Raw genomic sequence first — 26200 nt, 5'->3', positions numbered from 1 at the left:
CGAAGGGCACTGAGCATGCCTCCCAGACGCGTCGCAGTAATCGCCGACTCTGACACCCGTTGGAAATGGGGGGCGTCGGTGGCCCGGCAACTCGCCCCCGACTGCGCGCTGGACGCGTACTTCCTGCGGGGCCGGTCCACGCCCACCGAACGACAGCTCGCCGAGATCGGCATCGAACCCGACAGCCGGCGCGAGGTGCCCGCCGCCGCACTGGTCGACGACGAGGAGCTGGCGAAGGCCGACATCGTGGTGCTGGCGGTCGTCGGCGGCACGGTCCTGGCGCTCGTGCACAGCCTGGGGCGCGCCTGGGAGGGCCGGCTGCACCGGCCGGTCACGGTCAGCGGGTACGTCGGCGTGGTCTACGAGAAGATGGTCGACGGCCTCATGACCCGGGCCGGAACGGACCTCGTGCTCGCCAACTCCGACCACGACAGCCGCCGTTTCCGCTCCGTCTTCGCGAGCGTCGGCGTCGACCCCGGCTCGGTGGTCGAGTGCGCGCTGCCCTTCCTGGGCGGCGCCCCCTACCGGCCGTCCGCCGACCGGCCGTTCACCGTCACCTTCGCGGCCCAGCCCTCCGTGCCCAAGGACCGCGCGTCCCGGCTCCGGCTCCTGGAGCGTGCCGCCGCCCACGCGCGCCTGTATCCGGAGCGGCTCGTGCTGGTCAAGCTGCGCAGCCTGCCCGGCGAACAGACCACCCACGTGGAGTCCGACCCGTACCAGGAACTGGTCGAGACCCTCGCCGAACCCGCGCCCGCGAACCTCCAGCTCGTCTACGGCCACATGGCCGACGTGCTGGACCGCACCGACCTGCTGGTCACGGTGAGTTCGACGGCCGCCCTGGAGTCGATGCACCGGCGGATACCCACCGCGATCCTCACCGACTTCGGCGTCCGCGAGGCCCACGGCAACCACTACTTCGTGCACTCCGGCTGCCTCGCCTCCTGGGACGACATCGACGCGGGCGCGCTCCCGCAGCCCGACCCGGCGTGGGTGGCGGCACAGGGCATCGGCAAGAGCGACCCGTACGCCGCGGCCCGGGCCCGCGTCGCCGCGCTGCGCGCCGCCGGCCCGTTGCAGCCGCTGCGCCCCTATTACACGCCGCAGACCGCCGCCACCTACCTCGCCGGCATCCTCCGCAACAACGGCTTCGACGAGCAGGGCCGCCCCCTGCCCGCGCCGCCGGGCGCCGGCGGCCGGGGGCGGGTGAAGAAGGCCGTACGGAGGGTGGCCGGGCGGGGTGCCAAGAAGTTGTACCGCGTGGGCCACCAGCGGCTGGCGCCCGCCCTGCGCCGCTGGGGTGCCGTGTGACGGACCGGGCCGGTCACGGCGGGGACCACGACCGGCCCTCCATCAGGTTGCCCAGGCCCGCCCAGGCGAAGTTCATCAGGGTCGCGGCCGCCTGACGTGCCGTCACTCCCGGGGTGGCGTTGGCCCAGGCGGCCAGGGACTCGGCGGCGCCCACCAGTGCCTCGGCGAGGCCGGCGACCTCGCCCTCCGGCAGGTCGGGGTCACGGTGGGCCGCGCGGGCGGCGGCGACGATGAGCTGGGTCACGAACGCGACGATCTCCTCGCGCATCGCCGCGACCTCGGAGGCGAACCGCTCGCCGTGCGTACGGGCCTGGAGGTGCAGCACCGACCAGCCGTCGGGGTGTTCGGCGGTGTACGTGAAGAACGCCCTCAGTCCGTCCCAGAGCTGCCGGTCGGCGGGCAGTTCGCGGTCGACACCGGTGCGGACCGCCTCGGTCAGGGCTCTCGCCTCACGGCGGATGCAGGCCGTGAACAGGTCGTCCTTGGAGTTGAGGTACAGGTACACCAACGGCTTGGAGACGCCGGCGAGTTCGGCGATCTCGTCCATCGACGCGGCCATGTAGCCGCGCTGGCCGAAGGTCCGCACGGCGGCGTCCAGCATCTGCTGCTCACGTACCGCGCGCGGCATCCGCTTGGTCTTGACGGTCCCCATGGGACAGAGCCTAGTTGGAGCCGGGGACGCGGGAGTCGCTCAGGAAGAGGTCTGGGCCTGGTCCGCCGCGTCGACCGCCGCGTCCTCCTGGCTGCGGTTGGCCTCGATGTTGGCCTTCATCCGGTCGACCCGCTGCGAGACCTTGACGGAGGCGCGGTCCCGCTCCCTGCGCAGCACGACGAAGCTGATCGGCGCCGACAGGACGAGGGAGAGCAGCAGGACCCACAGAAGGTTGGAGTCGCCGAAGCCACGCGGGAACGCGCCGGCGTAGACGAGGCCCCAGACGACGAGGAGGCAGCCCGCGAAGATACCGAGGCGCATCAGCGTGTAGCGGAGCATCTCAATCCAGTCTTCCGATGACGAAAAGGGGCACCGTCCAGTGAAGCACGCCGTGGGGCCGATCTTGCACCGGGGTCGGGTCAGGTCAGCGGGAGCAGCATGGTGATGTCGTCGCGGTCGTCGCCGGGGGCGACGCGGACCGCGGCGGGGACCCGGCCGACCTCCTTGTAGCCGCAGGAGCCGTAGAAGTTCTCCAGGCCGAGGCCGCCGCGGCAGCTGAGCCGTATGGCGTCGATGCCGTCGAAGCCGCGGGCGGCGTCGGCGGCGGCCGCGAGGAGGTCGCGGCCGTAGCCCTGTCCCTGGTGCCTCGGGTGCACCATCACCGTGTACAGCCACACCCAGTGCGTCATCAGCCGGTGCGTGTTGAAGGAGAAGAAGGCGGTGGCGGCGACCTCGCCGGCCTCGTCGTGCCCGACGAGGAGGCGGTGCCGGCCCTCGGCCATCGCGACGAGATGCCGGACCAGTTCCGGCCGGATCTCCTCGGAGGTCACGGGGGCGACGAAGCCGACGGCTCCGCCGGCGTTGGACACGTCCGTCCACAGGTCGAGGATGCCGTCACGGAGGGCGGGGGTGATGGCGGGGTCGAGGGCGAAGGTAAGGGGCATGGGGGGATCGTATCTATTACGGCGGAGGGTGGGTAGGAGCGATTTCGCCGTGGGGGCCAGGGCCGTTGTCGGGTGCGGGCCGGTGGGGGTTGATCGCGCAGTTCCCCGCGCCCCTGACGGGGCGCACTGCAGCGCCCGTTCTTTTAGGGGCGCGGGGAACTGCGCGACAAGCCCCCACCCACCCGCACCCGACAACGCAACCGGGCCGCCCTCACACCCGCATCGGCTGGGGGGACTCGCGGCGGGCCGGGTCCGGGCCGTCGTACTCGCGGATGATCTCGTAGCGCGTGTTCCGTTCCACCGGGCGGAAGCCCGCGTCGCGGATGAGGTCCAGCAGGTCCTCGCGGGTCAGCTTGTTCGGCGTGCCGTAGTTGTCGGCGTCGTGCGTGATCTTGTACTCGACGACCGAGCCGTCCATGTCGTCCGCGCCGTGCTGGAGGGCCAGTTGCGCCGTCTGCACGCCGTGCATCACCCAGAAGACCTTGACGTGCGGGACGTTGTCGAAGAGGAGACGGGAGACCGCGAAGGTCTTCAGGGCCTCCGCGCCGGTCGCCATCTGGGTCCGGGCCTGGAGCCGGTTGCGTACCTTGCCGTCCTTCACGTCCACGAAGTCGTGCTGGTAGCGGAGCGGGATGAAGACCTGGAAGCCGTTCGTCTCGTCCTGCAGTTCACGGAGGCGCAGGACGTGGTCGACGCGGTGGCGGGGCTCTTCGATGTGGCCGTAGAGCATCGTGCAGGGCGTCTTGAGACCCTTCTCGTGCGCCAGGCGGTGGATCCGGGACCAGTCCTCCCAGTGGGTGCGGTGGTCCACGATGTGCTGGCGGACCTCCCAGTCGAAGATCTCCGCGCCGCCGCCGGTCAACGACTCCAGACCCGCGTCGATCAGCTCGTCGAGGATCTCGGAGGCCGACAGCCCGCTGATCGTCTCGAAGTGGTGGATCTCCGTCGCCGTGAAGGCCTTCAGCGAGACGTTCGGGAGGGCCGCCTTCAGTTCGCGCAGCGACCGCGGGTAGTAGCGCCACGGCAGGTTCGGGTGCAGGCCGTTGACGATGTGGAGTTCCGTGAGGTTCTCGCCCTCCATCGCCTTGGCGAGCTTCACCGCCTCCTCGATGCGCATCGTGTACGCGTCCTTCTCGCCCGGCTTGCGCTGGAACGAGCAGTACGCGCAGGACGCGGTGCACACGTTCGTCATGTTGAGGTGGCGGTTGACGTTGAAGTGGACGACGTCACCGTTCTTCCGCGTCCGCACCTCGTGGGCGAGGCCGCCCAGCCAGGCGAGGTCGTCCGACTCGTACAGCGCGATGCCGTCCTCGCGGGTCAGCCGCTCACCGGCCCTGACCTTCTCCTCCAGCTCACGCTTGAGCCCGACGTCCATGCCCACACCTCTCTACGACGACTCCGACAACCGTACGTCTACGCTTCCTCGGGCAGTTCCCCGACCCGGTTCTCCCACTTCGTGGACAGCACGATCGTGGTACGGGTCCGGGAGACGCCCTTCGTCCCGGAGAGCCGCCGGATGGTCTTCTCCAGGCCGTCCACGTCGGTGGAGCGCACCTTGAGCATGAAGGAGTCGTCGCCGGCGATGAACCAGCAGTCCTCGATCTCCGGCAGGTCCCGCAGCCGCTGTGCCACGTCCTCGTGGTCGGCCGCGTCGGAGAGGGAGATGCCGATGAGGGCGATGACGCCGAGGCCGAGCGAGGCCGCGTTGACGGTGGCGCGGTAGCCGGTGATGACCCCGGCCGCCTCCAGCCGGTTGATGCGGTCGGTGACGCTGGGTCCCGACAGTCCGACGAGGCGGCCCAGCTCAGCGTACGAGGCCCGGCCGTTCTCCCTCAGGGCCTGGATGAGCTGCCTGTCCACGGCGTCCATGCGATCGAAGCCTTCCGCTGAAGATTCCCGAAGTAGATGAGAGGTGGTGCAGAGGTGGTGCAGAGGTGGTGCCGGGGGTGGTGCCGAGGGGTGGTGCTACTTGCTTCCGCCGCCGAGGTCCCCTTCCCAGCGGCGGTAGAGCCGGTGCCCGACGCCCGCCGCGTCCAGCACCCGCCCGGCGACGAAGTCGACCAGGTCCTGGATGTGGGTCGCGCCCGCGTAGAAGGCGGGGGAGGTGGGGACGACGACCGCCCCGAGGTCGTCCAGGGTGACCAGGTGCCGCAGGATCTGGCCGTTCAGCGGGGTCTCGCGGACGGCGACGACGAGCGGCCGGCGCTCTTTCAGGGTGACACTGGCCGCCCGCTGGAGCAGGTCCTTGGAGAGACCGAGCGCGACCCCGGCGACGGCGGCGGTGGACGCCGGCACGATCAGCATGCCCTTCGCCGGGTACGACCCGGAGGACGGCCCCGCGGCGAGGTCCCCGGCGCTCCAGTACCGCACCCGCGCGAGGTCCACCCGGAAGGTCCCCGGCTTGCCGTCGGCCCCCCGCGCCAGCCATTCCCCCAGGTCGTCCTTCCAGTGCGCGTCCCGGAAGGAGATCCCGGTCTCGTCCAGCAGCGTGAGCCGCGAGGCCCGGCTGACCACCAGGTCGACGCTCTCCCCGCCGTCCAGCAGGGCACGCAGCACAGCAGCGGCATACGGCGTTCCGGACGCCCCGGACACCCCCACGATCCAAGGCACGCGCTGCGTTTCTCCTGCGTTCACATCTTGAGCGTACCGGCGCGACCCGGCGAGTTCAGGACGGGTCCGCGGTGACCGACGGTACTCAGACGCTCAGGCCCCGGACCAGCAGGTCCAGCAGCGCGCACACGAAGAGGGCAATCCCGATGAACCCGTTGACGCTGAAGAAGGCGCGGTTCAGGCGGGAGAGGTCGTGCGGGCGGACGATGGAGTGCTCGTAGGCGAAGGCGCCGGCGACGATCACCAGGCCCAGCCAGAAGAACGCGCCGGCGTCGGTGACGACCGCGTACCAGACGAACAGGCCCGTCGTCACCGCGTGGCAGACCCGGGCGCCCCAGATCGCCGCCGGGATGCCGAAGCGGGCCGGGACCGACATCACGCCGATCTCGCGGTCGGTCTCGACGTCCTGGCAGGCGTAGATCAGGTCGAAGCCGCCGATCCAGATGCCGACGGCGAGGCCGAGGATCACCGCGTCCCACGACCACTCGCCGGTGATCGCCAGCCAGCCGCCGATCGGGCCCATGGCCTGGGCGAGGCCGAGGATGGCCTGGGGGAAGTTCGTGAACCGCTTGCCGTAGGGGTAGACCACCATCGGGATCACGGCGACGGGGGCCAGGGCCAGGCAGAGGGGGTTCAGCAGGGCCGCCGAGCCCAGGAACACCGCGACCGCGATCAGCGCGCCGGTCCAGGCGTGCTTGACGCTCATCGCGCCGGTGACCAGTTCGCGGTGGGCGGTGCGCGGGTTCCGGGCGTCGATCTCGCGGTCGATGATCCGGTTGACGGCCATGGCGAAGGTGCGCAGGCCGACCATGCAGATCGTGACCAGGAGCAGCCGGCCCCAGTGGATGTTCCTGTCCAGCTCGAACATCGAGGTCAGCGCGGCGATGTACGCGAAGGGCAGGGCGAAGACCGAGTGCTCGATCATCACCAGACGCAGGAAGGCTTTCGTCCGTCCCGGCTGCGGGAGGGCTGCGGAGGCGGAGCTCACAGGCCGTACTCCTTCCATCGGCGGTCCACGAGAGCCGCCGTATCCGGGTCCGACAGGACCATGTCCGGCCAGCCCCCGTCCCTGGTGTAGCCCTCCTCGGGCCACTTCTTCGTCGCGTCGATGCCCGCCTTGCCGCCCCAGAACTGCTGGTAGGAAGCGTGGTCGAGGTGGTCGACGGGGCCTTCCACGACCGTGAGGTCACGGGCGTAGTCGGTGTTGCCGAGGGCCCGCCAGGCGACCTCGTGCAGGTCGTGGACGTCGCAGTCGGAGTCGACGACCACGATCAGCTTGGTGAGCGACATCATGTGCGCCCCCCAGACCGCGTGCATGACCTTCTGCGCGTGCTTCGGGTACTTCTTGTCGATCGAGACGATCGCACAGTTGTGGAAGCCGCCGGCCTCGGGGAGGTGGTAGTCCACGATGTCCGGGACGATGATCTTCAGGAGGGGCAGGAAGAACCGTTCCGTGGCGCGGCCCAGCGGGCCGTCCTCCGTCGGCGGGCGGCCGACGACGATCGACTGGAGCAGCGGGCGCTTGCGCATCGTCACGCAGTCGATCGTCAGGGCCGGGAACGGCTCCTGCGGGGTGTAGAAGCCGGTGTGGTCGCCGAACGGGCCCTCGGGCAGCATCTCGCCGGGCTCCAGCCAGCCCTCCAGGACGACCTCGGCGTTGGCCGGGACCTGGAGCGGGACCGTCTTGCAGTCGACCATCTCGATCCGCCGGCCCGCGATGAACCCGGCGAACAGGTACTCGTCGATGTCGCCGGGGAGCGGGGCGGTGGAGGCGTAGGTGACGGCGGGCGGGCAGCCGAAAGCGATGGCGACCGGGAGCCGCTCTCCCTTCCGCGCCGCCACCTGGTAGTGGTTGCGGCTGTCCTTGTGGATCTGCCAGTGCATGCCGATGGTGCGCCGGTCGTGGCGCTGGAGCCGGTACAGGCCGAGGTTGCGGATGCCGGTCTCGGGGTCCTTGGTGTGGGTGAGCCCCAGGTTGAAGAAGGAGCCGCCGTCCTGCGGCCAGGTGAAGAGCGCCGGGAGCTGGTCCAGGTCGACGTCGTCGCCCTGGAGGACGACCTCCTGCACCGGAGCCTCTTTGACCTTCTTCGGCGGTACGTGCGTCATCGCGCCGAGCTTCCCGAACGCCTCGCGCACGCCGACGAAGCCGTGCGGCAGTTCGGGGCGCAGCAGCCCGCCGATCTTCTCGGAGATCTCGCCGTACGACTTCAGGTCCAGGGCCTTCAGCAGCCGCCGGTCGGTGCCGAACACGTTCATCGCGAGGGGCATGCCCGACCCCTTCACATTCTCGAAGAGCAGCGCCGGTCCGCCGGACTTCTGCACCCGGTCGACGATCTCCCCGACCTCCAGATACGGGTCGACCTCGGCCTTGACACGCTTGAGGTCTCCCTCGCGCTCCAGTGCCCGGAGCAGGGAGCGAAGATCGTCGTAAGCCATGTGTCCCAGTATCGGCCACCCGGGGTCCGGGCCCGGTCACCGCCCCCTGCATACTCGTCGGCCGTGAGACGTCATCGCCGGTTGCCGCTGCTCGCCCCGCTCCTCGCCCCGCTGCTCGTGCTCGCCGCCGCCTGTGCGCCGGCCAGGGAGGCCGCCGGCTCGCCCGTCTCCCCGCTGACCCGGATACCGGCCGCCGACCGGAAGACGGCCCCCGACCTCACCGGCAGCAGCCTCGACGGCAAGCCGGTCAGCCTCGCCGGCTACCGCGGCAAGGTCGTCGTCCTGAACGTGTGGGCGTCCTGGTGCGGGCCCTGCCGCGCCGAGGCACCCGAACTGTCCAGGGCACAGCGGGCGCTGGCGGCGAAGGGCGTCCAGGTGCTGGGGGTGGACACGGACGCCCGGCAGGACAAGGGGCGGGCGTTCCAGGACGAGCACGACCTGGTGTACCCGAGCCTGCACGACCCCGGCAGCCGCAAGCTCGTCCGGCTGCCGAAGGGGTACCTGCCGCAGGCGCTGCCGTACACCCTCTTCATCGACCGGCAGGGGAAGATCGCCGCGAAGTACCTGAGCCCTCTGACGGCGGCCGACGTCCGCACCATCACGCGGCCGCTGCTGGCGGAGTAGCAGGCCCGGTCAACTCCCGCTGCCGGCGAGGCACTTGTCGCCCTCCCGGATCGGCGCCACGAGGTGGCTCACCTCCACCAGCACCGCGTCGAGACCCGCCACGGAGCCGGCGACCGAGACCTCCACGGCGGGGCTGCGGCCGTAGGTGACCAGCTTCTTGCGGCCGTCCCCCGCCGTCTCCCGCCACACCCAGTCGACGCCGTCCACGCTGACGCACGCGTCCGTCGTCGGTCCCGGCGGGTTCACACCGCACCGCAGCTCCACCGTCCCGTGCCCCCACACGGCGAGCCCCTCGAAGGTCACCCGGTCCCGGGCGGCACCCCCGAGCCGGTCCGGGTACCGGTCGGCGAGCCGCGCACACGCCGGGTCCTGCGCGAACGGCCCCTGCGCCAGCCCGAACACCGGCGAGTCCAGCTCACCGGCGACCAGCCCGCCCCCGACGCCCAGCCCCGCCACGGCCATTCCGACCGCCACCCGGCTCCTGCGAGACCAGCCACGCACCCCCACCGCTTCCCCTCCCGTCGGAAGAGAACCATGATGCCCGGGTGCCGATCCGCGGCCTCGGGCACCCGCTGCCGAACGCGGGAGTATTCGATGGCAGGCCACGGCTCCTGGCTGACAGGCTGCGGCCATGAGTCCCGAGTCCGACGGCGAGTCCGGCGTATCCGGGGTGTCCGGCGGTTCCTGGCTGGGGCACCCGATCGACGCGCGGGCGCTGTTCGGTCCGGAGCTCAGGTCGCTGCTCGACACCCTGCGTGGTCTGACGCCCTCCGACTGGAACAGGACGGCGGCCGGGCACTGGACGGTGCACGACGTCGCCGCCCACCTCCTCGGCGACTACCAAGGCCGCCTCGGGGACGACCACCGCAACGGCTTCGCCGACGGCGAGACGCTGGAGGCGTTCATCCACCGCACGAATCAGGAGTGGGTCGAGCTGCACGCCGGTGACAGCCCCGCCTCGCTCCTCGACGCCCTGGCAGCGGCAGGCACCCGGCTCGCCGAGCGGTTCGCCGCGGCCGACCTCGGCGCGGTCGCCGACCTGAGTGTGTCGTGGGCCGGCGCCGACCCCGCGCCGGCGTGGCTGGACATCGCCCGGGAGTTCACCGAGCACTGGACCCACCGGCAGCAGATCCGCCACGCGGTCGGCCACGGCACCGACCCGGAGCCGCGCGCCCTGGCCCTGGTCCTCGACACCTTCATGCGGGCCCTGCCCCACACGCTCCGCCGCACGTCGGCACCGATCGGGGCACAGATCCAGGTGATCGCCGAGGGCCCCGGCGGCGGCAGTTGGACGGCGACCGCCACGGCGGACCGGTGGACGTTGGCCGAAGCGCCGGCCGGCCGGCCCACCGCGGCCGTCCTGCTGGACACGGAGACCGTCTGGCGACTGTCCACGCGCACCATCGATCCGGCGGACGCCCTGTCCCGCGCCCAGGTGCACGGACACCGGCGGCTCGCCGAAGCCGCGTGCCGGATCGTGTCCATCGTCTACTGACGTCCGCCGACGTCTCCCGATGACACCGGCCCGGCCGGCTTTCCGCACCGACATCACGCTGTCGACTTCAGTAGTCTGGCCGCCATGCTCAGGTATCTGCCCTACTTGCTGGTCCTCGCACTGTGGATCTACGCCTTCGTGGACTGCCTGAACACCCCCGAGGACGAGGTCCGCGCCCTGCCGAAGCTGGCGTGGGTGTTCGTCATCCTGCTCTTCGGCGAGGTCCTGGTCGGCCCGGTGGCCTGGCTGGTGGCGGGCAGGTCCCGGCAGCCGCGCGAGCGCTGGGTCGCCCCGGACGACAACCCGGAGTTCCTGAAGTCCCTGAAGCCGGACGATCCGCGCACCGACTGACCGTGCCGGTCAGGTGAGCGTGGCCGCGCCTTCGAGGAGTTCGGCGGTGGCGGCCCACAGCCGATGCTCCCGCTCGCGGTCCTTGGCGACGGGCTGGACCTCACGCACCTTGTCGATCACCACGAACGCGCCGTCGCGCAGATGCGCCCACTCCGCGTCGAGGGCGACCGAGGCCAGCCGGGGTCCGGAGCGCTGCGGGGTGGACACCCCGGGCAGCCGGGCGAGGCCCCGCCCGAACGCCTGGAGGACCGCGGGGGTCTCCCGGGCCAGCGCGGTGCCGGGCATCCAGCCGGGCTCGTACACCGAGACGTTGATGCCGGGCCCGGCCTGGCGCTGGAGTTCGTGGGCGTAGTACAGGATCGCCAGTTTGGCGTTGGAGTAGGCGATGCCGGAGGCCTTGAAGCCCGGCTTGCTGTCCGCGCTCGCGGGCCGGGCGATCTCCAGCGGGTCGCGCCACTCCGCGCCGGGCACGCCCATGATCCGCCGCGGGATGTTGGCGTAGTAGGTGTTCGAGCCGACCAGCACGATCCGGGCGGGCGCGGCGAAGGAGCCGAGCAGGTCGCCGATGAGCTGGGCGTGGGCGAGGTGGTTCACGGCGAAGGTCAGCTCGTAGCCGTCGGCGGAGGCGGTGCGGGTGTCGGCGTTCATGGTGCCCGCGTTCGCGATCAGCGCGCGCAGCGGCCGTACCGCCCCGGTGTCGAGCAGCTTCCGGGCGACCGCCGCCGCGGCCCGGACGTCGGCGAGCCGGGACAGGTCGCAGCCGATCTCGTGGACGTTCGCTCCGCACGCCCGGGCTTCGTCGGCGACCTCGGCGAGTGCCGGTCCGGCCCGGCCCACCAGCAGCAGGTCGGGGCGCCGGCCGGCGGGGCGGCCGGCCATGGCGAGGGTGGTGATCCGGCCGAGGCCCCGGGTCGCTCCGGTGATCAGGACGGTTCCGTTGTCGTCTGTGGTGGTCATGCTCCGAGCGTCGGAGAACCCGGGACCGTCAGCCAGCCGCCCCCTTGTCATAGGACTGCCGGGGCCAGGACAAGGTCCGCGCCGCCCCGCACACTGAACATGTGGAGGACTGGGAGTTCGGCCGGATGGTGCGCCGCTGGCGCGACCGTGTCCCGCCCGAGGCCGTCGGCGTCCCGGCCGGCCGTCGCCGCCGGGCGAGCGGGCTCCGGCGCGAGGAGCTCGCCCAGCTCGCCGGGATCTCGGCCGACTATCTGACCCGGCTGGAGCAGGGCCGGTCGACCGCGCCCTCGACGCAGGTGGTGGAGGCCCTCGCGCAGGCCCTGCGGCTGTCCGACCCGGAGCGTGACCTGCTCTTCCGGCTGGCCGGGCACACCACCCCCGGGCCCGACGTCGTCCCGTCCCGGGTCACCCCGAGCGTGCACCGGCTGCTGGACCGGCTCTCGCACACCCCGGTCGTCGTGTACGACGCCACCTGGACGCTGCTCCTCGCCAACGCGCCGTACGACGCGCTCATGGGCGAGACGTCGTCCTGGCGCGGGATCGAGCGCAACGCCGTCTGGCGCAACCTCGCCGGCTCCGGGAACCGGGTCGTGCACACCCCGCAGGAGCAGGCCGATCACCAGGCGCGGCTCGTCGCCGACCTGCGGCTGACCGCCTCCCGGTACCCGGCCGACCGGGCGTTGCGCCGGCTCGTCGGCGAACTCACCGCCCGGAGCCCGCGGTTCGCGGAACTCTGGGACTCCGGCGCGCCGCCCCCGCTCCCCGACCCGTCGAAGCACAAGGTCGTCGACCACCCCGCGGTCGGCCGGATCACCCTGGACTGCGACACGCTCTTCGTCGTCGGCGACGATCTGCGCATCATGATGTACACCGCCGAACCGGGCACCGAGGACGCCGAGCGTCTCGCGCTCGCCGTCGTCCTGGGCACCCAGTCGCTCGTCGAATGACGGGGAGCCGCTACAGCAGCGCTTTGACCTGTGCCGCGGTCAGCGCCCGCTGGAACACCTGGACCTGTTTGATCGAGCCGGGGAACCAGTCGGCGGGGGCGCCGCCGGTGGTGGCGCGGCCGATCACCAGGGGGCCGTGCGCGGCGACGGGGTTGCTGTCGTTGATACCGGCCTCCTGAACGCCGTCGACATACAGGAGAAGCTGGTTGCGGAGGCCCTCGTAGACGCCGACCAGGTGGGTCCAGACGTCCGGCTTCGGGACGGTGAACGACAGGGCGCGCAGGTCGGGGCGGGCGAAGGCCCAGCGGTTCTCGGCGGCCGAGTACTGGAGGTAGAAGCCGCTGACGTCACCGGCGTCCTGGCTGACGGCGGTCGCGAAGAACGACGGCACCGTGCTCAGGGCCACCCACGCCGAGACGGTGAAGCTGCGGCCCTTGGCGGTCCTGAGCACCGGCCCCGCGGTCATGATCTGGCTGGTGCCGCCGTCGAACAGCGCGGCCCCGTCCTTGCCCCGCCTCCATCCGACCGCGGTGGCGGTGCCGTCGTACCGGCCGGTGTCGTCGGCGGCGACCGCGCCCGAGGCCTCGTCCAGCGGCCAGGCGTCGAGCGGCGAGGGGACGGAGACGGAGACCGGACCGCCGGAGTGCCGCGGGGACTTCTCGGCCCCGCCCCGGTTGACGAGGTGGGCGACCGGTACGGCCGCGATCGCGGCGACGGCGAGCGCTCCCCCGGAGACGAGCAGGGTACGGCGGCTGGTGCCCGGGCTCCGCCGGTCGGGCACCGGCTGCGGCTGCGGCGCCGGGGTGAGCCGGGTGACCGGGCGGGTCGCGGCAACGGGCTGCGGGGCCGGGCGCGTGGAACCGGCCCGGGGGTCGGCGGCGGGTCTCGCGAGGAAGGCGGTGGCGTCGGCCGCCGGCCCGATCCGGGCCAGGATCTCGCGCGGGGTGGGCCGCCCGGCCGGGTCCTTGGCGAGGCAGTCGGCGACGAGGGAGGCGAGGGCCGGGTCGGTGACGGCGGTGATGTCGGGGTCGTCGTGGACGACGCGGTAGAGCAGGGCGGGGGTGGGCCCGTCGCCGAAGGGGTTGCCGCCCGTGGCGGCGAACGCCAGCACCGCACCGAGCGAGAACACATCGCTCGCGCCGGTCACCTCGCTGCCCGCGACCTGCTCCGGTGACATGAAACCGGGCGAGCCGACCATGAGCCCCGCCTGCGTGATGGTCGCGGACTCCACGCTCCGGGCGATACCGAAGTCGATGACCCGCGGCCCGTCCTCGGCGAGCAGCACGTTCGACGGCTTGAGGTCCCGGTGCACCAGCTGGGCCGCGTGGATGGAGGTGAGCGCCTCGGCCAGCCCGGCTGCGAGATCGAGAACGGTGGCGGCGGGCAGCGGCCCCCGCTCGGCGACCGCGTCCTGGAGCGAGGGCCCGGCGATGTAGCTGGTGACCAGCCAGGGCAGCGGAGCGTCCGGATCGGCGTCCACGACGGGTGCGGTGAAGGCCCCGCTCACCTTGCGGGCGGCCTCCACCTCACGCCGGAACCGTGATCTGAACTCGGGCTGTCCCGCGACCAGTTCGGCATGGACCACTTTCACGGCAACGGCCCGGCCGCCCGGGGAACGGCCGAGGAACACCCGGCCCATCCCGCCCGCGCCGAGCCGCCTCAGCAGCTGGTAGTCCCCGACGGAGCGCGGATCGCCGGGCTGCAGAGCTGCCACGACCCCTCCCGCACCGCTGACTCCCGAAGACCCGGTCAGCATAGGACCGCCGGCACCGGTGGTTGGCCGATTCCGGTTCCCTCGGGGCAAGTTGCCCCCGGGTCTGCCCTTGCGGACAAGTGGGAGGCCGTCGTCCGCGGCACCGCGGACGACGGAACAGAGCACTCAGCAGGGCGAGTCGGGAAGGTGCTCCCGCGCCCACTCCCCCAGCGCCTTGAGCGACGGCTCCAGTGCGGCGCCCGCCGCGGTGAGCCGGTACGAGACCCGCAGCGGCGGCCCCTCGTCGACCTCGCGGACCACCAGTCCCGCCATGGCGAGTTCGCCGAGCCGGTCGGAGAGCATGCGTTCGCTGATGCCGGGGATGGCGCGGCGCAGGTTGGCGAAGTGCGTCGGCTGGTCGATCAGGACGGACAGGATCGGGCCGTTCCAGCGCTTGCCGAGCACTTGGAAGACGCGCGTGATGCCGGCATCGACACCTTTGCACGCTTCCGGGTCATGGACCTGCTCCACCGCCATGGCATCAGGGTACAGCCCCACCGAAAGGAAGGGGGTGAAAAAAAGTAAGCACCTGTGTTATCTATAGCTGAGTACGAATACTCAGCCCCTGCGGCCCTGCCCTGGGCCCGTGCATCCGGAGACCTCTCATGGCCACGCTTCTCCACCTCGACTCGTCCCTCCTCCCGGGCGGGGCCTCCTCCTCCCGTGCCGTCACCGACGCCTTCCGTACGGCCTGGCTGGCGCAGCACCCCGACGGCAAGGTGATCTACCGCGACCTGGCGGCGGACCCCGTACCGCACCTGACCGCGGCCGGACACACCGCCGGTTTCGCCGACCCCGCCACCCACACCCCCGAGCAGGCGGACGCCTTCGCGGTCCGGGTGAAGCTGATCGAGGAGCTGGAGCAGGCGGACGCGCTGCTCATAGGCGCCCCGATGTACAACTTCACGATCCCGTCGACGCTCAAGGCGTGGCTGGACAACGTGGTCCTGTTCAACCGCACGATGGGCGAGAACCCCTCCGCCAAGGGCACGCCGGTCACCGTGGTCGCCAGCCGCGGCGGCTCGTACGCGCCGGGCACCCCGCGGGAGCCGTTCGAGTACGTCCAGAACTACCTGACCGCGCTGCTCTCCGACGGCCTCGGCCTGGACGTCGACTTCATCGTGCCGGAGCTGACCATGGCCCCGCAGAACCCGGCGATGGCCGAGCTCGTGCCGCTCTACGAGGCCTCCCGCGACCGCGCCCTGCAGGACGCGGCCAGCAAGGCGAAGGAACTGGCGGACCGCCTCGCCGCGTGACGTACGCACCGGCCCCGGGCCCCCGGTCCGGGGCCGGTTGCGCCGATCGGCCCAGCAGCGCATGCGGGTCCGGTGGCAGGCGGTTGTGATGGACGCGTTCTGACATCCCGACACCTTGGAGACTGGCATGCGCATCCGTTCCCTCGCCGTCACCGGCGCCCTCGCCGCCACCCTCGCCCTCGCCGGCAGCACCGCCGCGTTCGCCGACAACGGCGCCGACGCCACCGGTACCGCGTCCAACAGCCCGGGTGCGGTGTCGGGCAATGTCATCGAGGTCCCGGTCAGCATCCCGGTGAACGTGTGCGGCGACAGCATCAGCGTCATCGGCCTGCTGAACCCGGCGGCGGCCAGCGCCTGCACCAGCAGCTGACCCGGGCCTGCCCGGAGGTATCGTCCGAGGACTTCCGGAGGCACCGAGCCTCCGGAAGTCCTCGCATGCGTGCAGGTTGTACGCCGGTGAGCCGCCCGAAGCGGACAGTGCGCCCCTGGGCCGCACCGGGAGCGATCCCGACACTTACCTCGTATGACGACTGCTCCCGCCGGTTCCACCACCAGCATCGCGCCCGAGTACGGCGACCGGGTCATCGCCGTGGAGGCGGCGGGCTCGGAACCGATCCCCGACGCCGAACGCCACGGCAGCCCGCTCCAGTTGCTCTGGACCTGGGCGTCCCCCAACATCGAGTTCGCGACCGTCTACATCGGCGTGATCGCGGTCCTCTTCTTCGGCCTGGACTTCTGGACGGCGACCGCCGCGATCCTGCTGGGCACCGCGATCGGCGCGGTCACCCAGGGCCTGCTGTCGCTGGACGGGCCGCGGTTCGGCGTCCCGCAGATGGTGATCGGCCGCTTCTCCTTCGGCTTCCTCGGCAACATCCTGCCCTCCGCCGCCAACGGCCTGCTCGCGGGCGTCGGCTGGTTCGCCGTGAACAGCGTGAGCGCGGCCTTCGCCCTGAACACACTGACCGGGCTGCGCCCCCTCCCCTCCCTGCTCCTCGTCGTGGTCGCCGAGATCCTCATCGGCTTCATCGGCCACAACTTCGTGCACACCTTCGAGAAGTACGCGTTCCCGGCGCTCGCGGTGGTCTTCCTGCTGGCCGGGGTGTGGACCTTCAAGGACGCGGACCTCGGCGGGGGCGGCTCGGGCGGCGGCGTCGGCGGCTTCCTGCTCGCGTTCAGCGCGGCCTGGGGCTACGCGGCCGGCTGGAACCCGTACGCCACCGACTACTCCCGCTACCTGCCGCGCACCGCGAACAAGGCGAAGACCGTCCTGTGGCCGGCCGTCGGCCTGTTCGTGTCGGTCTCGATCGTCGCCGTCATCGGCGCGGCCTCCGCCACCATCATCGCCCCGAAGGACGCCACCCCGACCGCCGCCTTCACCGGCCACCTCCCCGGCTGGCTCGGTGACCTCGTCCTGCTCGCCATCATGCTCGGCGGGGTCTCGGCGAACGCCCTCAACGTGTACTCCGGCGCGATCTCCATCGCCTCCTTCGGCCTGAAGCTCCCCACCTGGCTGAGCCGCAGCGCCCTGGTCGTGGTGTCGGGCATCGTCGGCACGGCGGCCGCCTGGGCCTCGCTGGACGACGCGGGCGCGGCCTACGAGGCGTTCCTGCTGGTCATCGCGTACTGGGTGGCGCCCTGGCTGGGGGTCGTGCTGGTGGAGCGGTGGCTCCAGCGCCGTACGGCGACGGACGAGGAACTCTCGGCCCGCCTGGCCGACCGCTCCTTCACCAACTGGCCCGGCCTCGCCTCGCTGCTGATCGGCGTCGCGGTCTCCGTCCCCCTCTTCTCCAACCAGGAGGACTACGTCGGCTGGGTACCGAAGCACCACCCCGCCTTCGGCGACATCACGCCGGTGGTCGGCTTCGCGGTGAGCGCGGTGCTGTACGCGACGCTGCGGAAAAGCTCCCGGACCGCCTAGAAAACGAGGCGACGGGAGGGGTGGTCGACCACTGTTGCGGGGGTCCGCCAGCGGGTGTTGCATGGCAGAGGAGAGGCGCCGGCGCGCCTCTGCGCAGCGCCATCCGTGTTCTGCCGGTGCCACCTCGAAACAGGGAGATTCACCGATGGAAACGCACGGGCCCATGCACAGTCGTCGTCATTTCCTGGGTGCCGCCGCCACCGCTGCCGTGGCGGGCCGGTTCGGTATGAGGGGACACACCCAGGCGGGGGCTCACCGCACGGTCGGTTCCGCGGCCCCGCCATCGTTCGGTCCGGTCAAGCAGATCAACGCCGGGGATCTGAACGTGGGGTACGTCGAAGCCGGACCTGCGAACGGCCAGCCGGTCATACTCATGCACGGCTGGCCCTACGACATCCACAGCTACGAAGCGGTCACACCATTGCTCGCGGCGCAGGGATACCGGGTGGTCGTCCCCTATCTGCGCGGCCATGGCACCACGCGTTTCCTCTCGGACAAAACACCCAGGAACGCCCAGCAGTCGGCGTTCGCCGTCGACATCATCGCCCTGATGGACGCCCTCAAGACAGAGAGGCCCGTCCTCGCCGGATACGACTGGGGATCGCGGACGGGCGACATCATAGCCGCGCTCTGGCCGGACCGCTGTAAAGCTCTGGTCTCCGTGACCGGATATCTGATAGCGAACGTCGAAGCCAACAAAATTCCGTCGCCCCCCAAGAATGAATGGGCCTGGTGGTATCAGTACTACTTCGCCACCGAAAGAGGTGTCCGCGGACTCGACAGGTACCGGCGCGATCTGGCCGAACTGGTCTGGAAGTTCAACTCTCCGACATGGCGGTTCGACAGCGCGACATTCGATCGCACAGCAGCGGCTTTCGACAACGTGGATTACGTCGGTATCGTCATCGACAATTATCGGTGGCGGCTCGGTCTCGCAGAAGGCGAGCGCCAGTATGACGACCTCGAAAAGCGCCTCGCCGCAGCACCGGTAATAAAAGTGCCGACGATCACCATCGACGGAAAGCACGATCCGTTCACACCCCCGGGAAACGGATCGGCCTACCGCGAGAGGTTCGGAGGCACATACGAGCACCGGACCCTGGACGCGGGACACAACGTTCCGCAGGAGGACCCGACGGGCTTCGCGGCGGCCGTCGTGGCGGTCAACGGGTTCTGACCGTGCCGGGACCTACGAGGTCTGCTCGGAAGCGCGGACGAGGATCTCTTGACGGAGACCCCTCCTAGTCGTCGTCCCGCAGCCGCCGCCAGATCCGGCTGCGGTGCAGCAGGAACAGCGAACCGACCACGGCGACCAGCTGAAGCCCCACGGCGAGCAGCCAGAACTCGTCGCGGGTCTCCAGCCGGTTCGTCAGGAACTCGAAGTTCATGCCGAAGAAGCCGGTCAGGAACGACAGCGGCAGGAAGATCACCGACACGATCGCCAGCCGGTTGATCACGCCGTTCTGCTCGCCCGCGACCAGCGAGCCGTAGCTGCCGAAGGCCCGGCGGGCGGCGTCCTGGAGGGACTCGATGTCCGCGAGGACCAGGCGCGCCGCCCGCTGGAACTCCCGGGCCAGCCGCTGCCGTTCCACCGGGAAGTCGGGGCTCATCATCCTGCGGGTGACCACCTCCTCGACCGCCTGGAGGTAGGGCAGCAGCGAGTGGTGCAGCAGGGCGGACCAGCGGCGCTGCTGGGAGAGGAGATAGACCTGCTCGGGCCGCCGGCCTTCGAACATGTCGTCCTCCAGCTCCTCCACCCGCAGCAGCGCCCGCACCGCGGCCCGGCGGAACGTCGTCAGCGCCTCCTGGAGCAGCAGGAACAGCGTGGCCACGGCGTCGTGCGGCCGTTCCCGCCGCAGCTGGGCGGTGATGTCCGCCGCCAGGATGGGCCGGCCCCAGTGGACGACCACCAGGAAACGCTCGCCCGCCAGGACGTGCACATGGTCGACCTCGCGGTCACGGACCACCGGCACGACGAACGCGGCGGTCTCCCCGAGAAAGTCGGCCCGCGCGGACTCCCCCCGGCGGCCGAACCACTCCAGCTCCGCATCGTCAAGACCGAGCCGCCGGACGACCGGCTCTTCCCCCGGCTCCTCCTGCTCCGGCTCCGCCCGCTCCGGCTCCTCCTCCGACAGCTCGATACGGAGGAACAGAAAGGGGTCGGTGGCGAGCCGCCGGCGCGCCTCGGGCACGGAGACCGTCGTCGTGCCCCCGTCCGGCACCGACACCACCGTCACGATCATCGCCACCCTGCCAGCGTGCGTGCGGCCCGCGGGGCGCGCACTCGGATGCACGCGTGTGCCACGCGGCACGGCCCCGGACGGGTGAGGCCAGGCAGGTGCGGCGGGACCCCGGGCCGCTCAGGCCGCCGCCGTTCGCGCCCCGCCCGCCACCGCCGTCCCGGTCCCCGCGCCCGTCCCCCGCACCACCCGGTGCGCGCAGGCCGCCGTCAGGAGTTCGCCCAGCAGGTCCGGGTCGTCGACCTCCAGGCCGAGGAGGGACTCGATGCGTTCCAGGCGCTGGTAGAGGGACTGGCGGCCGATGTGCAGGAGGGCGGCGGTGCGGGTCGGGGAGCAGCCGTGCCGCAGGTGCACCTCCAGGGTGCGGACCAGGTCGCTGGGGTGGGCCGCCTCCCAGGCCAGCAGCGGGCCGAGGGTGTGCTGGACGAGCGCGGCGAGACGGTCGCGGTTGGCGGCGACCCCGCCCCGGGTCAGCTCCCGCTCCAGGGCGAGGGCGCGGGCCGAGGTCACCGACGGGCCCTCGGGCACGGCCGGTTCGGCGGGCGGCACGGTCAGCGCGAGTTCGAGGGTGGTGCGGGCCGCGCGCAGCGTCTCGCTCCAGTGCAGCCAGCCGCCGGGGCCGACCGCGTGGCCGACCGCGACCGTGGCTCCCGCCTCGGCGGCGCCCCGGAACGCCTCCTGCACGGCCCGCACGGGATCGCCGGGGACCGCGGCCGGTACCGCGAGCAGCGCCAGGACGTCCCCCGGGAACGCGGCCCGCAGCACCCCGGCCCCGCCCAGCGCCCGGACCGCCCGGTCCACCGCGCCCACGCCCCGGCTGCCGTGCAGCGAGACGCCGAGCAGCCGGGCGCCGGGGCCGGGGTGGAACCCTGCAAGGGCGGCCCGCGCCTCCACCTCGGGCTGGTTGAGGGCCTGCCCGTCGGCCAGGTCGGCGAGGAGCGCCGCCGCGTGGTCGTCGCCCCAGGGCCGGACGACCGTACGGCGGCCGGACAGGCCCCGGGCCACGATCGCCCGGTTGGCGGCCTCGGTGATCCGCACGAAGGGCACCACCCGGTGCAGGGCGAGCAGCGGCAGGCCGAGGCGGCAGGCCTCGTCGGTCACCTCGGGCGGCATGCCGGGCAGCGCGCGCCCGACCTCCACCGCGAGCCCGGCCGCACCGCGCGCCGCCAGCTCCCGCACGTACCGGCGGCGGACCTCGTCGCCGGCGTCGGTGAGCCCGAAGCCGTTGGTGAGGAGGAGTTCGCCGCCGTCGAGGAAGTTGGCGCCCTCGTAGACCTCGCTGGAGTGCACCCAGCGCACGGGGCGGTCCAGGGAGCCCTCCCCGGCGAGCAGTTCGGGGCGGGCCGCCCGCACCGGGTCGAGGGCCAGGACTTCGCGGAGGGTGAGTGCGGGCACGGCGACCTCCAGGGGACGGTCCCGGCCGCTGACATTTCGTCCGGCCGGGGGTTGCCCGGAGGGTACTTTCCGCACGTTGCCCTCGTGTTTCGGCCACGGGAGAGTGACGTCATGGATCATCTGGAAGCCCGTACCGCCCGTACCTGGCTCGCCACCGCCGTCGCCGAGGCCCGTGCGGGGCTCGCCGAGGGGGGCATCCCGATCGGTGCCGCGCTCTACGGCGCCGACGGCGCACTGCTCGGCCGCGGGCACAACCGGCGGGTGCAGGACGACGACCCCTCCATGCACGCGGAGACGGCCGCCTTCCGCGCGGCGGGCCGGCAGCGGTCGTACCGGGGCACCACCATGGTGACGACCCTGTCGCCCTGCTGGTACTGCTCCGGTCTGGTCCGCCAGTTCGGCATCTCCCGGGTCGTGATCGGCGAGGCGGCCACCTTCCACGGCGGCCACGAGTGGCTCGCCGAACACGGTGTGGAGATCGTCCTGCTGGAGAACGCCGAATGCGTCGCCCTGATGCACGACTTCATCGAGAACAACCCGGCTCTGTGGAATGAGGACATCGGTGAGTGAGCCCAGGCCCCGTATCCCCACCATCGATCTGCGTCCCTGGCTGGACGGTGACCCCACGGCCCGCGAGGACCTCGCCCGGACCGTCGACTCCGCTCTGCAGACCGCCGGCTTCCTGCTCGTCACCGGGCACGGGGTCGACGCGGAACTGCGCACCGCCGTACGGGAGGCCGCGCGCCGGTTCTTCGCCCTTCCCGCCGAGGTCAAGCAGGCGTACGAGGTACAGGTCGGCGGACGCGGCTGGCTCGGGCCCGGCGCGGAAGCCAACGGCTACTCGGAGGGCACCGAGACGCCGCCCGACCTGAAGGAGTCGCTGACCTTCGCGACCCACGAGCCGTTCGAGGACCCGGTGGTCAACGCGGAGTGGTACGCGCCCAACGTGTGGCCGGCCGAGGTGCCGGAGCTGCGGACGCTCTGCGAGGAGTACCTGGACCGGATGGCCGAGCTGGAGAAGGAGCTGCTGTCCCTCCTCGGGTACGCGCTCGGGCTCGAACGGGACTTCTTCTCCCGGCACATGGACCATCCGACGTACGGCTTCAACATCAACTGGTATCCGGGGACCGAGGTGCTCGGCGAGCCCGAGCCGGGGCAGTTCCGGATCGGGCCGCACACCGACTTCGGGACGGTGACCATCCTGGACCGGCAGGCCGGCAAGGGCGGGCTCCAGGTGTACACGGACGAGGGCGGCTGGGAGGACGCGCCCTTCGACCCGGCCGCCTTCACCATCAACATCGGTGACCTGATGGCCCGCTGGACCGGCGACCGGTGGCGGTCGGGACGGCACCGGGTGCTGCCGCCGCCCACCGAAGCGCCCGCCGAGGAGCTGATGTCCCTCGTCTACTTCGGCGAGTGCACCCCGGGTACGACCGTCGAGTCCGTCCCGGCGCCGGTCGGCAGGGTCGCCCACCCGCCGGTCGACTCGCACGTCTATCTGCGGGAGAAGCTGGACTCCATCACCGTCGGCTGATCTCACAGCGTCAGGATTCGTAACCCAACAGTCATCACTCGATCTGGCCCGAAGCAACTCCCCCTTCCTACACTTGCGTTGAGGGGGGACTGCCTTGCACAGACGGCTGCACGGGCGCGGGGCGCTGTTCGACGTCGAGCCGGCCGGGCTCGTGCCGAGAATCGTCGGGTTACGGCCGTACCAGCATCGTGCCCTTCCTCTCGAACACCCCGGTGAGCTGCCGTTCGTCGTGCTGACCGGGGCCCGGGGGCTCGGCAAGAGCGCGGTGCTCGGCGAGTTGCGGGACGCGTACAAGGGGCACACCCCGGTCGCGCTCGTCGACTGTGCGGAGGCGCAGTTCGCGGGCCCGCCGCCGGAGCGGCCCGCCGAGTCCTGGTCGCCGGTCGCGCAGGCGCTGCTGGTCGTCGCCGAGCAGCTCGCCGAACCGGTGACCGGCGCCGGGCGGATCGCCTTCCCGCGGCTGATGTCGGGTCTGGTCGCGGTGGCCGCCGGTGGCTGGGGCGACGCGGACTCGGAGCGGATCCGGCGCGAGGTGGAGCGGATCCTGCTGCTGAACGAGAGCGGTTCGTGGATCAGCGGCTTCGCCGGGCGGTGGGCCGGGAAGGTGACGGCGAAGGTCGTCGCCGCCGCGACCGGGACCGGGCCGCTGGTCTCCGGCGCCATCGAGGCCACCCTGGAATCGATCGCCGAGGGCTTCGCCAGCCGCCGCCACCAGAAGGCGTCGGTCTGGTACCGGACGTACCCCAACGCGGGCGGACACGCCCAGCGCGGGCTGATCCTGCTCTCCGGGCACTTCCGCGCGGGCGGCACCTCCCGCGAGCACGCCGAGCGGTACCTGGTGCGGGCCCTGCTCGCCGACCTGACCGAGGCGTACGCGGGCGTGCTGCCCCGGATGCAGCGGCTCGGCCGGCCGCTGGTGCTCGTCGACAACGTGCAGGCCGGGCCGGGTCCTGGCCTGCTGGACGCGGTGCTCAGGGACCGCGCCGAGGGCATCGCCGACCAGGTGGCCTTCGTCGCCGGACTGCGCGGCGACGGCCGCGAGCTGCTGCGCGGCGGGGTGCGGCGGGAGCTGGCCGGGGTCGCCCGGCGCAGCGAGTGGACGCCGGACCCGGCCGTGCCCTCCTCGCGGGCCCTGCTGGTCGGGCTCCCGCCGCTGACCCCCGACGACACCCTGCACCTGGTCGGCGCCCCCGCCGCACCCCAACTCCCGCACGCCGTCCACCGGCTGACCCGCGGCAACCCGCTGGGCATCGCCCTGCTCGCCGAGGCCGCGGCGCAGCATCCCGAGCGGGCGGGATCCCTGGGCGACCTGCTGACCGCCGACGTACGGCCCGTCGAGGACGGCCCCGCCGCCCCCGCCTACCTCCGGCTCCTCGACCGGCTGGTCCCCGCCGACCGCCTCGACGAGCTGACCGTCCTCGCCGCCGCCCACGACCACGACTCGGCGTGCGCGCTGGCCGGCGCGCTGCTCCCGGACGACTTCGGCCCGGCCGACGTACGCGCCCTGCAGAACCGGCTCGCCCAGGAAGGGCTGCCCGCCGTGCCCGGCCAGTTCGTCGGGGACCCCTTCGTACGGACCCTGCTGCTGCTCCGGCTGCACCTGCGGGACGCCGACCACAGCGGCTGGCGCACCGCCCACGAGACGCTGATCGCGTACTACACCGAGGACCGGCCGGACGGGCACGCCCGCTTCCGGCTGCACCACCAACTGGCGCTGGGACAGACCGGACCGGCCGTCGCCCACCTGCGCGAGAGCTTCCCGGTGCTGGACACCCGCAGCTGGCTGCAGACCCTGCGGTTCATCGCCGCCGCGCCCTACTTCCACGCCCATGACGCCGAGGGCCGCGACTTCACCGGCCACGGCGACCGGCGGGCGGCGGTGGCGCTCGGCCGCACGGACGCCCAGCAGCGCGTTCCGGACGGCGTGGACGCCGTACTGCATCTGCGGATACGGCGGTTGCTGCACGCGGTGTGGCTGCTGACCGACCCGCTGGTGCTGCCCGACCCGAAGGTCGGCGACCGGCTGCGCTTCGAGCTGGAGCAGCTGTCCAACCTGCGGCCGGCCGGCAACGCGCTGCTGTGGCGGGCCTCCCGGGACTGGCCGGCGGCCGCGCTGGCCGGGCGCCCGCCGGCGGCGGACGGGGAGGACGGGGACGACGACGAGGGTGACGCGGGTGACGACGAGCGGAGCGGGGTGGCGTGATGGCGGGGCGGGGCGTGGGCACGTGGTTGCGTGAGGGCGTCTGGGAGATTCCGCTCCGTCGCTATCTGGCCCTGCTGGTCACGGCCGCGGTGCTCGCCGGGCTGGTCGTCGGGGTACGGGCGGTGGTCCACGACGACCGGTCCTGCGCGCCGGGGGTGGCCCGCCCCGAGGGCAGCGACGAGTGCGTGGGCGTGGCGACGGCCGCGTACGACTTCGGGCAGCCGCGGCTGCGGAACACCGTGCAGGCGATCGCCCGGGAGAACTCCCGCCTGAAGCCCGGGAGGTACGTCACGGTCGCGGTGATGCTGCCGTACACCGCGACGGCCGCGGCCAGCCTCGCCGACATCCAGCACGAGCTCCAGGGCGCCTACCTCGCCCAGTACCAGGCCAACCACGACTCCAACGGCCAGTCCCCGGCGATCCGGCTGGTGCTGGCCAACCCCGGTTCGACCAGCCAGTACTGGCAGCGGATGGTCACGCAGCTGGCGGGCATGACCGGCGGCACGGACCGGCTGCGGGCGGTCGCCGGGGTCGGGCAGAGCACCGACAACAACAAGATGGCCATCAAGGAGCTGACCCGGCTGGGCATCCCGGTGGTCGGCTCGTCGATCACCGCCGACGACCTCGCCAACGGGCAGGGCGGCAAGGACCCCTACCCCGGGCTGGCCCGGGTCTCCCCCACCAACACCGACGAGGCCCGCGCCCTCGCCTCCTTCGCGAAGGTCGGCGCGGGCCGGGCGCTGCTCGTCTACGACAAGCCGGGCGACCCGTACACGCGGACGCTCCAGACGTCGTTCGCGGCGCTGATCAAGGGCTCGCCGTACGAGCCGCAGCCGTTCACGCCGCCGGCCGACCGCAGCCAGGAGGGGACCACCGCGAACACCTTCCGGCAGATCACCAACCTGGTCTGCGACACCTCGCGGTCGACGGACACGATCCTCTTCGCCGGCCGCCACACCCAGCTGCGGCAGTTCATCAACGCGCTGGGCGGACGGGGCTGCCAGGACCGGAAGTTCACGGTGCTGACCGGGGACGAGGGGTCGTACCTGACCGGTGAGGCGAAGCTGGACCGCAGTGCCCTGCGGCACAACCTCGCCGTCCGCTACACCGCCCTCGCCCATCCGGACGCGTGGGACGAGGGGAGCCCGAAGACGGGCGGTTCGGCGGCGGACATGGCGGCGCTGACCGGGCTGCTGAAGAGCGCGGAGAAGGCGCCGGTGGGGCCGATCGGGCCGGTCGCCCTGGAGGACGGGCAGCTGATCATCGCCTACGACGCGATGCGGCTCGCGGTGCACGGCATTCGCGAGGCGGTGCCGGCGGGGAGGTCCGTGCCGGCGCTGGCCGACGTGGGGTTGCAGTGGCCGCAGGTGAAGGGGTCGCTGCGGGTGGACGGGGCGAGCGGGTGGATCTGCCTGGACGCACACGGGAATCCGTATGACAAGGCGGTGCCGATCGTAGAGCTGCGGGCGGAGGGTGGGTCACGGTTCGTGACCATTGCGTGGCCGGAGGGGAAGCCGCCCAGTGGGGAGTGTCTGCCGCCGTCGTGATCTGCGGGTGCGTGGGGGCTGGTCGCGCAG

General features: G+C 72.1%; 27 protein-coding genes. 13 read left to right on the top strand and 14 right to left on the bottom strand.

Annotated elements, in window-relative coordinates:
• The first annotated feature begins 15 nt into the window (after window positions 1-15).
• Window positions 16-1308 (top strand): DUF6716 putative glycosyltransferase, encoded by a 1293-nt coding sequence (locus tag ABT137_RS16130; protein ID WP_351708677.1) that lies wholly within the window; start codon window positions 16-18, stop codon window positions 1306-1308.
• Window positions 1309-1321: 13 nt separating this feature from the next.
• Here the strand turns inward: ABT137_RS16130 and ABT137_RS16125 are convergent, their stop codons facing one another.
• The 8 genes from ABT137_RS16125 to ABT137_RS16090 form a co-directional block, all read right to left on the bottom strand.
• Entirely contained in the window at window positions 1322-1960 is a 639-nt protein-coding gene (locus tag ABT137_RS16125) for a TetR/AcrR family transcriptional regulator (protein ID WP_351708674.1), read from the bottom strand.
• A 39-nt stretch (window positions 1961-1999) separates the two neighbouring features.
• Window positions 2000-2299, bottom strand: a complete 300-nt coding sequence (locus tag ABT137_RS16120; protein ID WP_351708671.1) for a DUF4229 domain-containing protein — start codon at window positions 2297-2299, stop codon at window positions 2000-2002.
• 80 nt (window positions 2300-2379) lie between these two features.
• Window positions 2380-2904, bottom strand: coding sequence for a GNAT family N-acetyltransferase (locus ABT137_RS16115; RefSeq protein WP_351708668.1), 525 nt, complete (start codon window positions 2902-2904; stop codon window positions 2380-2382).
• A 211-nt stretch (window positions 2905-3115) separates the two neighbouring features.
• A complete protein-coding gene (gene mqnE, locus ABT137_RS16110) occupies window positions 3116-4279 on the bottom strand; it encodes an aminofutalosine synthase MqnE (protein WP_351708665.1) in 1164 nt (387 codons plus the stop codon).
• A 38-nt stretch (window positions 4280-4317) separates the two neighbouring features.
• The gene (locus tag ABT137_RS16105) at window positions 4318-4773 is read right to left on the bottom strand and encodes an Lrp/AsnC family transcriptional regulator (RefSeq protein WP_089099612.1); all 456 of its coding nucleotides are present in this window, start codon (window positions 4771-4773) and stop codon (window positions 4318-4320) included.
• A gap of 96 nt (window positions 4774-4869) precedes the next feature.
• Window positions 4870-5514 (bottom strand): UbiX family flavin prenyltransferase, encoded by a 645-nt coding sequence (locus ABT137_RS16100; protein ID WP_351708661.1) that lies wholly within the window; start codon window positions 5512-5514, stop codon window positions 4870-4872.
• 85 nt (window positions 5515-5599) lie between these two features.
• Window positions 5600-6502 (bottom strand): menaquinone biosynthesis prenyltransferase MqnP, encoded by a 903-nt coding sequence (gene mqnP / locus ABT137_RS16095; RefSeq protein ID WP_351708658.1) that lies wholly within the window; start codon window positions 6500-6502, stop codon window positions 5600-5602.
• A complete protein-coding gene (locus ABT137_RS16090; protein ID WP_351708655.1) occupies window positions 6499-7950 on the bottom strand; it encodes a menaquinone biosynthesis decarboxylase in 1452 nt (483 codons plus the stop codon). The genes mqnP and ABT137_RS16090 overlap by 4 nt, the downstream gene beginning before the upstream one ends.
• Window positions 7951-8013: 63 nt before the next feature.
• On the opposite strand from ABT137_RS16090, the gene ABT137_RS16085 reads away from it, so the two are divergent.
• Window positions 8014-8574, top strand: a complete 561-nt coding sequence (locus ABT137_RS16085) for a TlpA family protein disulfide reductase (protein WP_351708652.1) — start codon at window positions 8014-8016, stop codon at window positions 8572-8574.
• Window positions 8575-8583: 9 nt separating this feature from the next.
• Here ABT137_RS16085 and ABT137_RS16080 read toward each other — a convergent pair whose 3' ends face one another.
• Window positions 8584-9048, bottom strand: a complete 465-nt coding sequence (locus ABT137_RS16080; RefSeq protein ID WP_351708649.1) for a DUF3515 family protein — start codon at window positions 9046-9048, stop codon at window positions 8584-8586.
• Between the two features lie 157 nt (window positions 9049-9205).
• Here ABT137_RS16080 and ABT137_RS16075 point away from each other — a divergent pair, with 157 nt between their 5' ends.
• On the top strand, window positions 9206-10069 hold the full coding sequence (locus tag ABT137_RS16075) for a maleylpyruvate isomerase family mycothiol-dependent enzyme (protein WP_351708646.1): 864 nt from the start codon (window positions 9206-9208) through the stop codon (window positions 10067-10069).
• Between the two features lie 84 nt (window positions 10070-10153).
• Window positions 10154-10420: a PLD nuclease N-terminal domain-containing protein gene (locus tag ABT137_RS16070; RefSeq protein WP_351708643.1), complete on the top strand. Its 267-nt coding sequence runs from the start codon at window positions 10154-10156 to the stop codon at window positions 10418-10420.
• Between the two features lie 9 nt (window positions 10421-10429).
• Here the strand turns inward: ABT137_RS16070 and ABT137_RS16065 are convergent, their stop codons facing one another.
• Window positions 10430-11377, bottom strand: a complete 948-nt coding sequence (locus ABT137_RS16065; protein ID WP_351708640.1) for an SDR family NAD(P)-dependent oxidoreductase — start codon at window positions 11375-11377, stop codon at window positions 10430-10432.
• A 101-nt stretch (window positions 11378-11478) separates the two neighbouring features.
• Here ABT137_RS16065 and ABT137_RS16060 point away from each other — a divergent pair, with 101 nt between their 5' ends.
• Window positions 11479-12324 (top strand): helix-turn-helix transcriptional regulator, encoded by an 846-nt coding sequence (locus ABT137_RS16060; protein WP_351708637.1) that lies wholly within the window; start codon window positions 11479-11481, stop codon window positions 12322-12324.
• A 10-nt stretch (window positions 12325-12334) separates the two neighbouring features.
• Here the strand turns inward: ABT137_RS16060 and ABT137_RS16055 are convergent, their stop codons facing one another.
• On the bottom strand, window positions 12335-14038 hold the full coding sequence (locus ABT137_RS16055) for a protein kinase domain-containing protein (protein WP_351708634.1): 1704 nt from the start codon (window positions 14036-14038) through the stop codon (window positions 12335-12337).
• 165 nt (window positions 14039-14203) lie between these two features.
• A complete protein-coding gene (locus ABT137_RS16050) occupies window positions 14204-14554 on the bottom strand; it encodes a winged helix-turn-helix transcriptional regulator (protein ID WP_351708631.1) in 351 nt (116 codons plus the stop codon).
• Window positions 14555-14682: 128 nt separating this feature from the next.
• Here ABT137_RS16050 and ABT137_RS16045 point away from each other — a divergent pair, with 128 nt between their 5' ends.
• The 4 genes from ABT137_RS16045 (at window position 14683) to ABT137_RS16030 (ending at window position 18428) form a co-directional block, all read left to right on the top strand.
• Window positions 14683-15333, top strand: coding sequence for an FMN-dependent NADH-azoreductase (locus tag ABT137_RS16045; protein ID WP_351708628.1), 651 nt, complete (start codon window positions 14683-14685; stop codon window positions 15331-15333).
• Window positions 15334-15460: 127 nt separating this feature from the next.
• Window positions 15461-15703, top strand: coding sequence for a chaplin (locus ABT137_RS16040; protein ID WP_351708625.1), 243 nt, complete (start codon window positions 15461-15463; stop codon window positions 15701-15703).
• A gap of 153 nt (window positions 15704-15856) precedes the next feature.
• Window positions 15857-17251: a purine-cytosine permease family protein gene (locus tag ABT137_RS16035; protein WP_351708622.1), complete on the top strand. Its 1395-nt coding sequence runs from the start codon at window positions 15857-15859 to the stop codon at window positions 17249-17251.
• Between the two features lie 145 nt (window positions 17252-17396).
• Window positions 17397-18428, top strand: a complete 1032-nt coding sequence (locus ABT137_RS16030; RefSeq protein WP_351708619.1) for an alpha/beta fold hydrolase — start codon at window positions 17397-17399, stop codon at window positions 18426-18428.
• A gap of 64 nt (window positions 18429-18492) precedes the next feature.
• Here the strand turns inward: ABT137_RS16030 and ABT137_RS16025 are convergent, their stop codons facing one another.
• Together ABT137_RS16025 and ABT137_RS16020 are read right to left on the bottom strand one after the other, a co-directional pair.
• A complete protein-coding gene (locus ABT137_RS16025) occupies window positions 18493-19494 on the bottom strand; it encodes a CorA family divalent cation transporter (protein ID WP_351709218.1) in 1002 nt (333 codons plus the stop codon).
• Between the two features lie 117 nt (window positions 19495-19611).
• Window positions 19612-20886 carry a PucR family transcriptional regulator gene (locus ABT137_RS16020; RefSeq protein WP_351708616.1) on the bottom strand — a complete coding sequence of 425 codons (1275 nt, stop codon included), beginning with the start codon at window positions 20884-20886 and terminating at the stop codon, window positions 19612-19614.
• Between the two features lie 111 nt (window positions 20887-20997).
• Here ABT137_RS16020 and ABT137_RS16015 point away from each other — a divergent pair, with 111 nt between their 5' ends.
• From ABT137_RS16015 to ABT137_RS16000, 4 genes are all read left to right on the top strand, one after another.
• The gene (locus tag ABT137_RS16015; protein ID WP_351708613.1) at window positions 20998-21456 is read left to right on the top strand and encodes a nucleoside deaminase; all 459 of its coding nucleotides are present in this window, start codon (window positions 20998-21000) and stop codon (window positions 21454-21456) included.
• Window positions 21449-22420, top strand: coding sequence for an isopenicillin N synthase family dioxygenase (locus tag ABT137_RS16010; RefSeq protein ID WP_351708610.1), 972 nt, complete (start codon window positions 21449-21451; stop codon window positions 22418-22420). The genes ABT137_RS16015 and ABT137_RS16010 overlap by 8 nt, the downstream gene beginning before the upstream one ends.
• 94 nt (window positions 22421-22514) lie before the next feature.
• Window positions 22515-24623: a hypothetical protein gene (locus ABT137_RS16005; protein ID WP_351708607.1), complete on the top strand. Its 2109-nt coding sequence runs from the start codon at window positions 22515-22517 to the stop codon at window positions 24621-24623.
• On the top strand, window positions 24623-26170 hold the full coding sequence (locus tag ABT137_RS16000; protein ID WP_351708604.1) for a type 1 periplasmic-binding domain-containing protein: 1548 nt from the start codon (window positions 24623-24625) through the stop codon (window positions 26168-26170). Before ABT137_RS16005 ends, ABT137_RS16000 begins: the two co-directional genes overlap by 1 nt.
• Window positions 26171-26200 lie beyond the last annotated feature (30 nt).

It is taken from the genome of Streptomyces sp. NPDC001980 (assembly GCF_040296885.1).
GTDB lineage: Bacteria > Actinomycetota > Actinomycetes > Streptomycetales > Streptomycetaceae > Streptomyces.
Note: the sequence above shows the minus strand (reverse complement) of the source record. Positions and strands in the feature narration are given on the sequence as shown.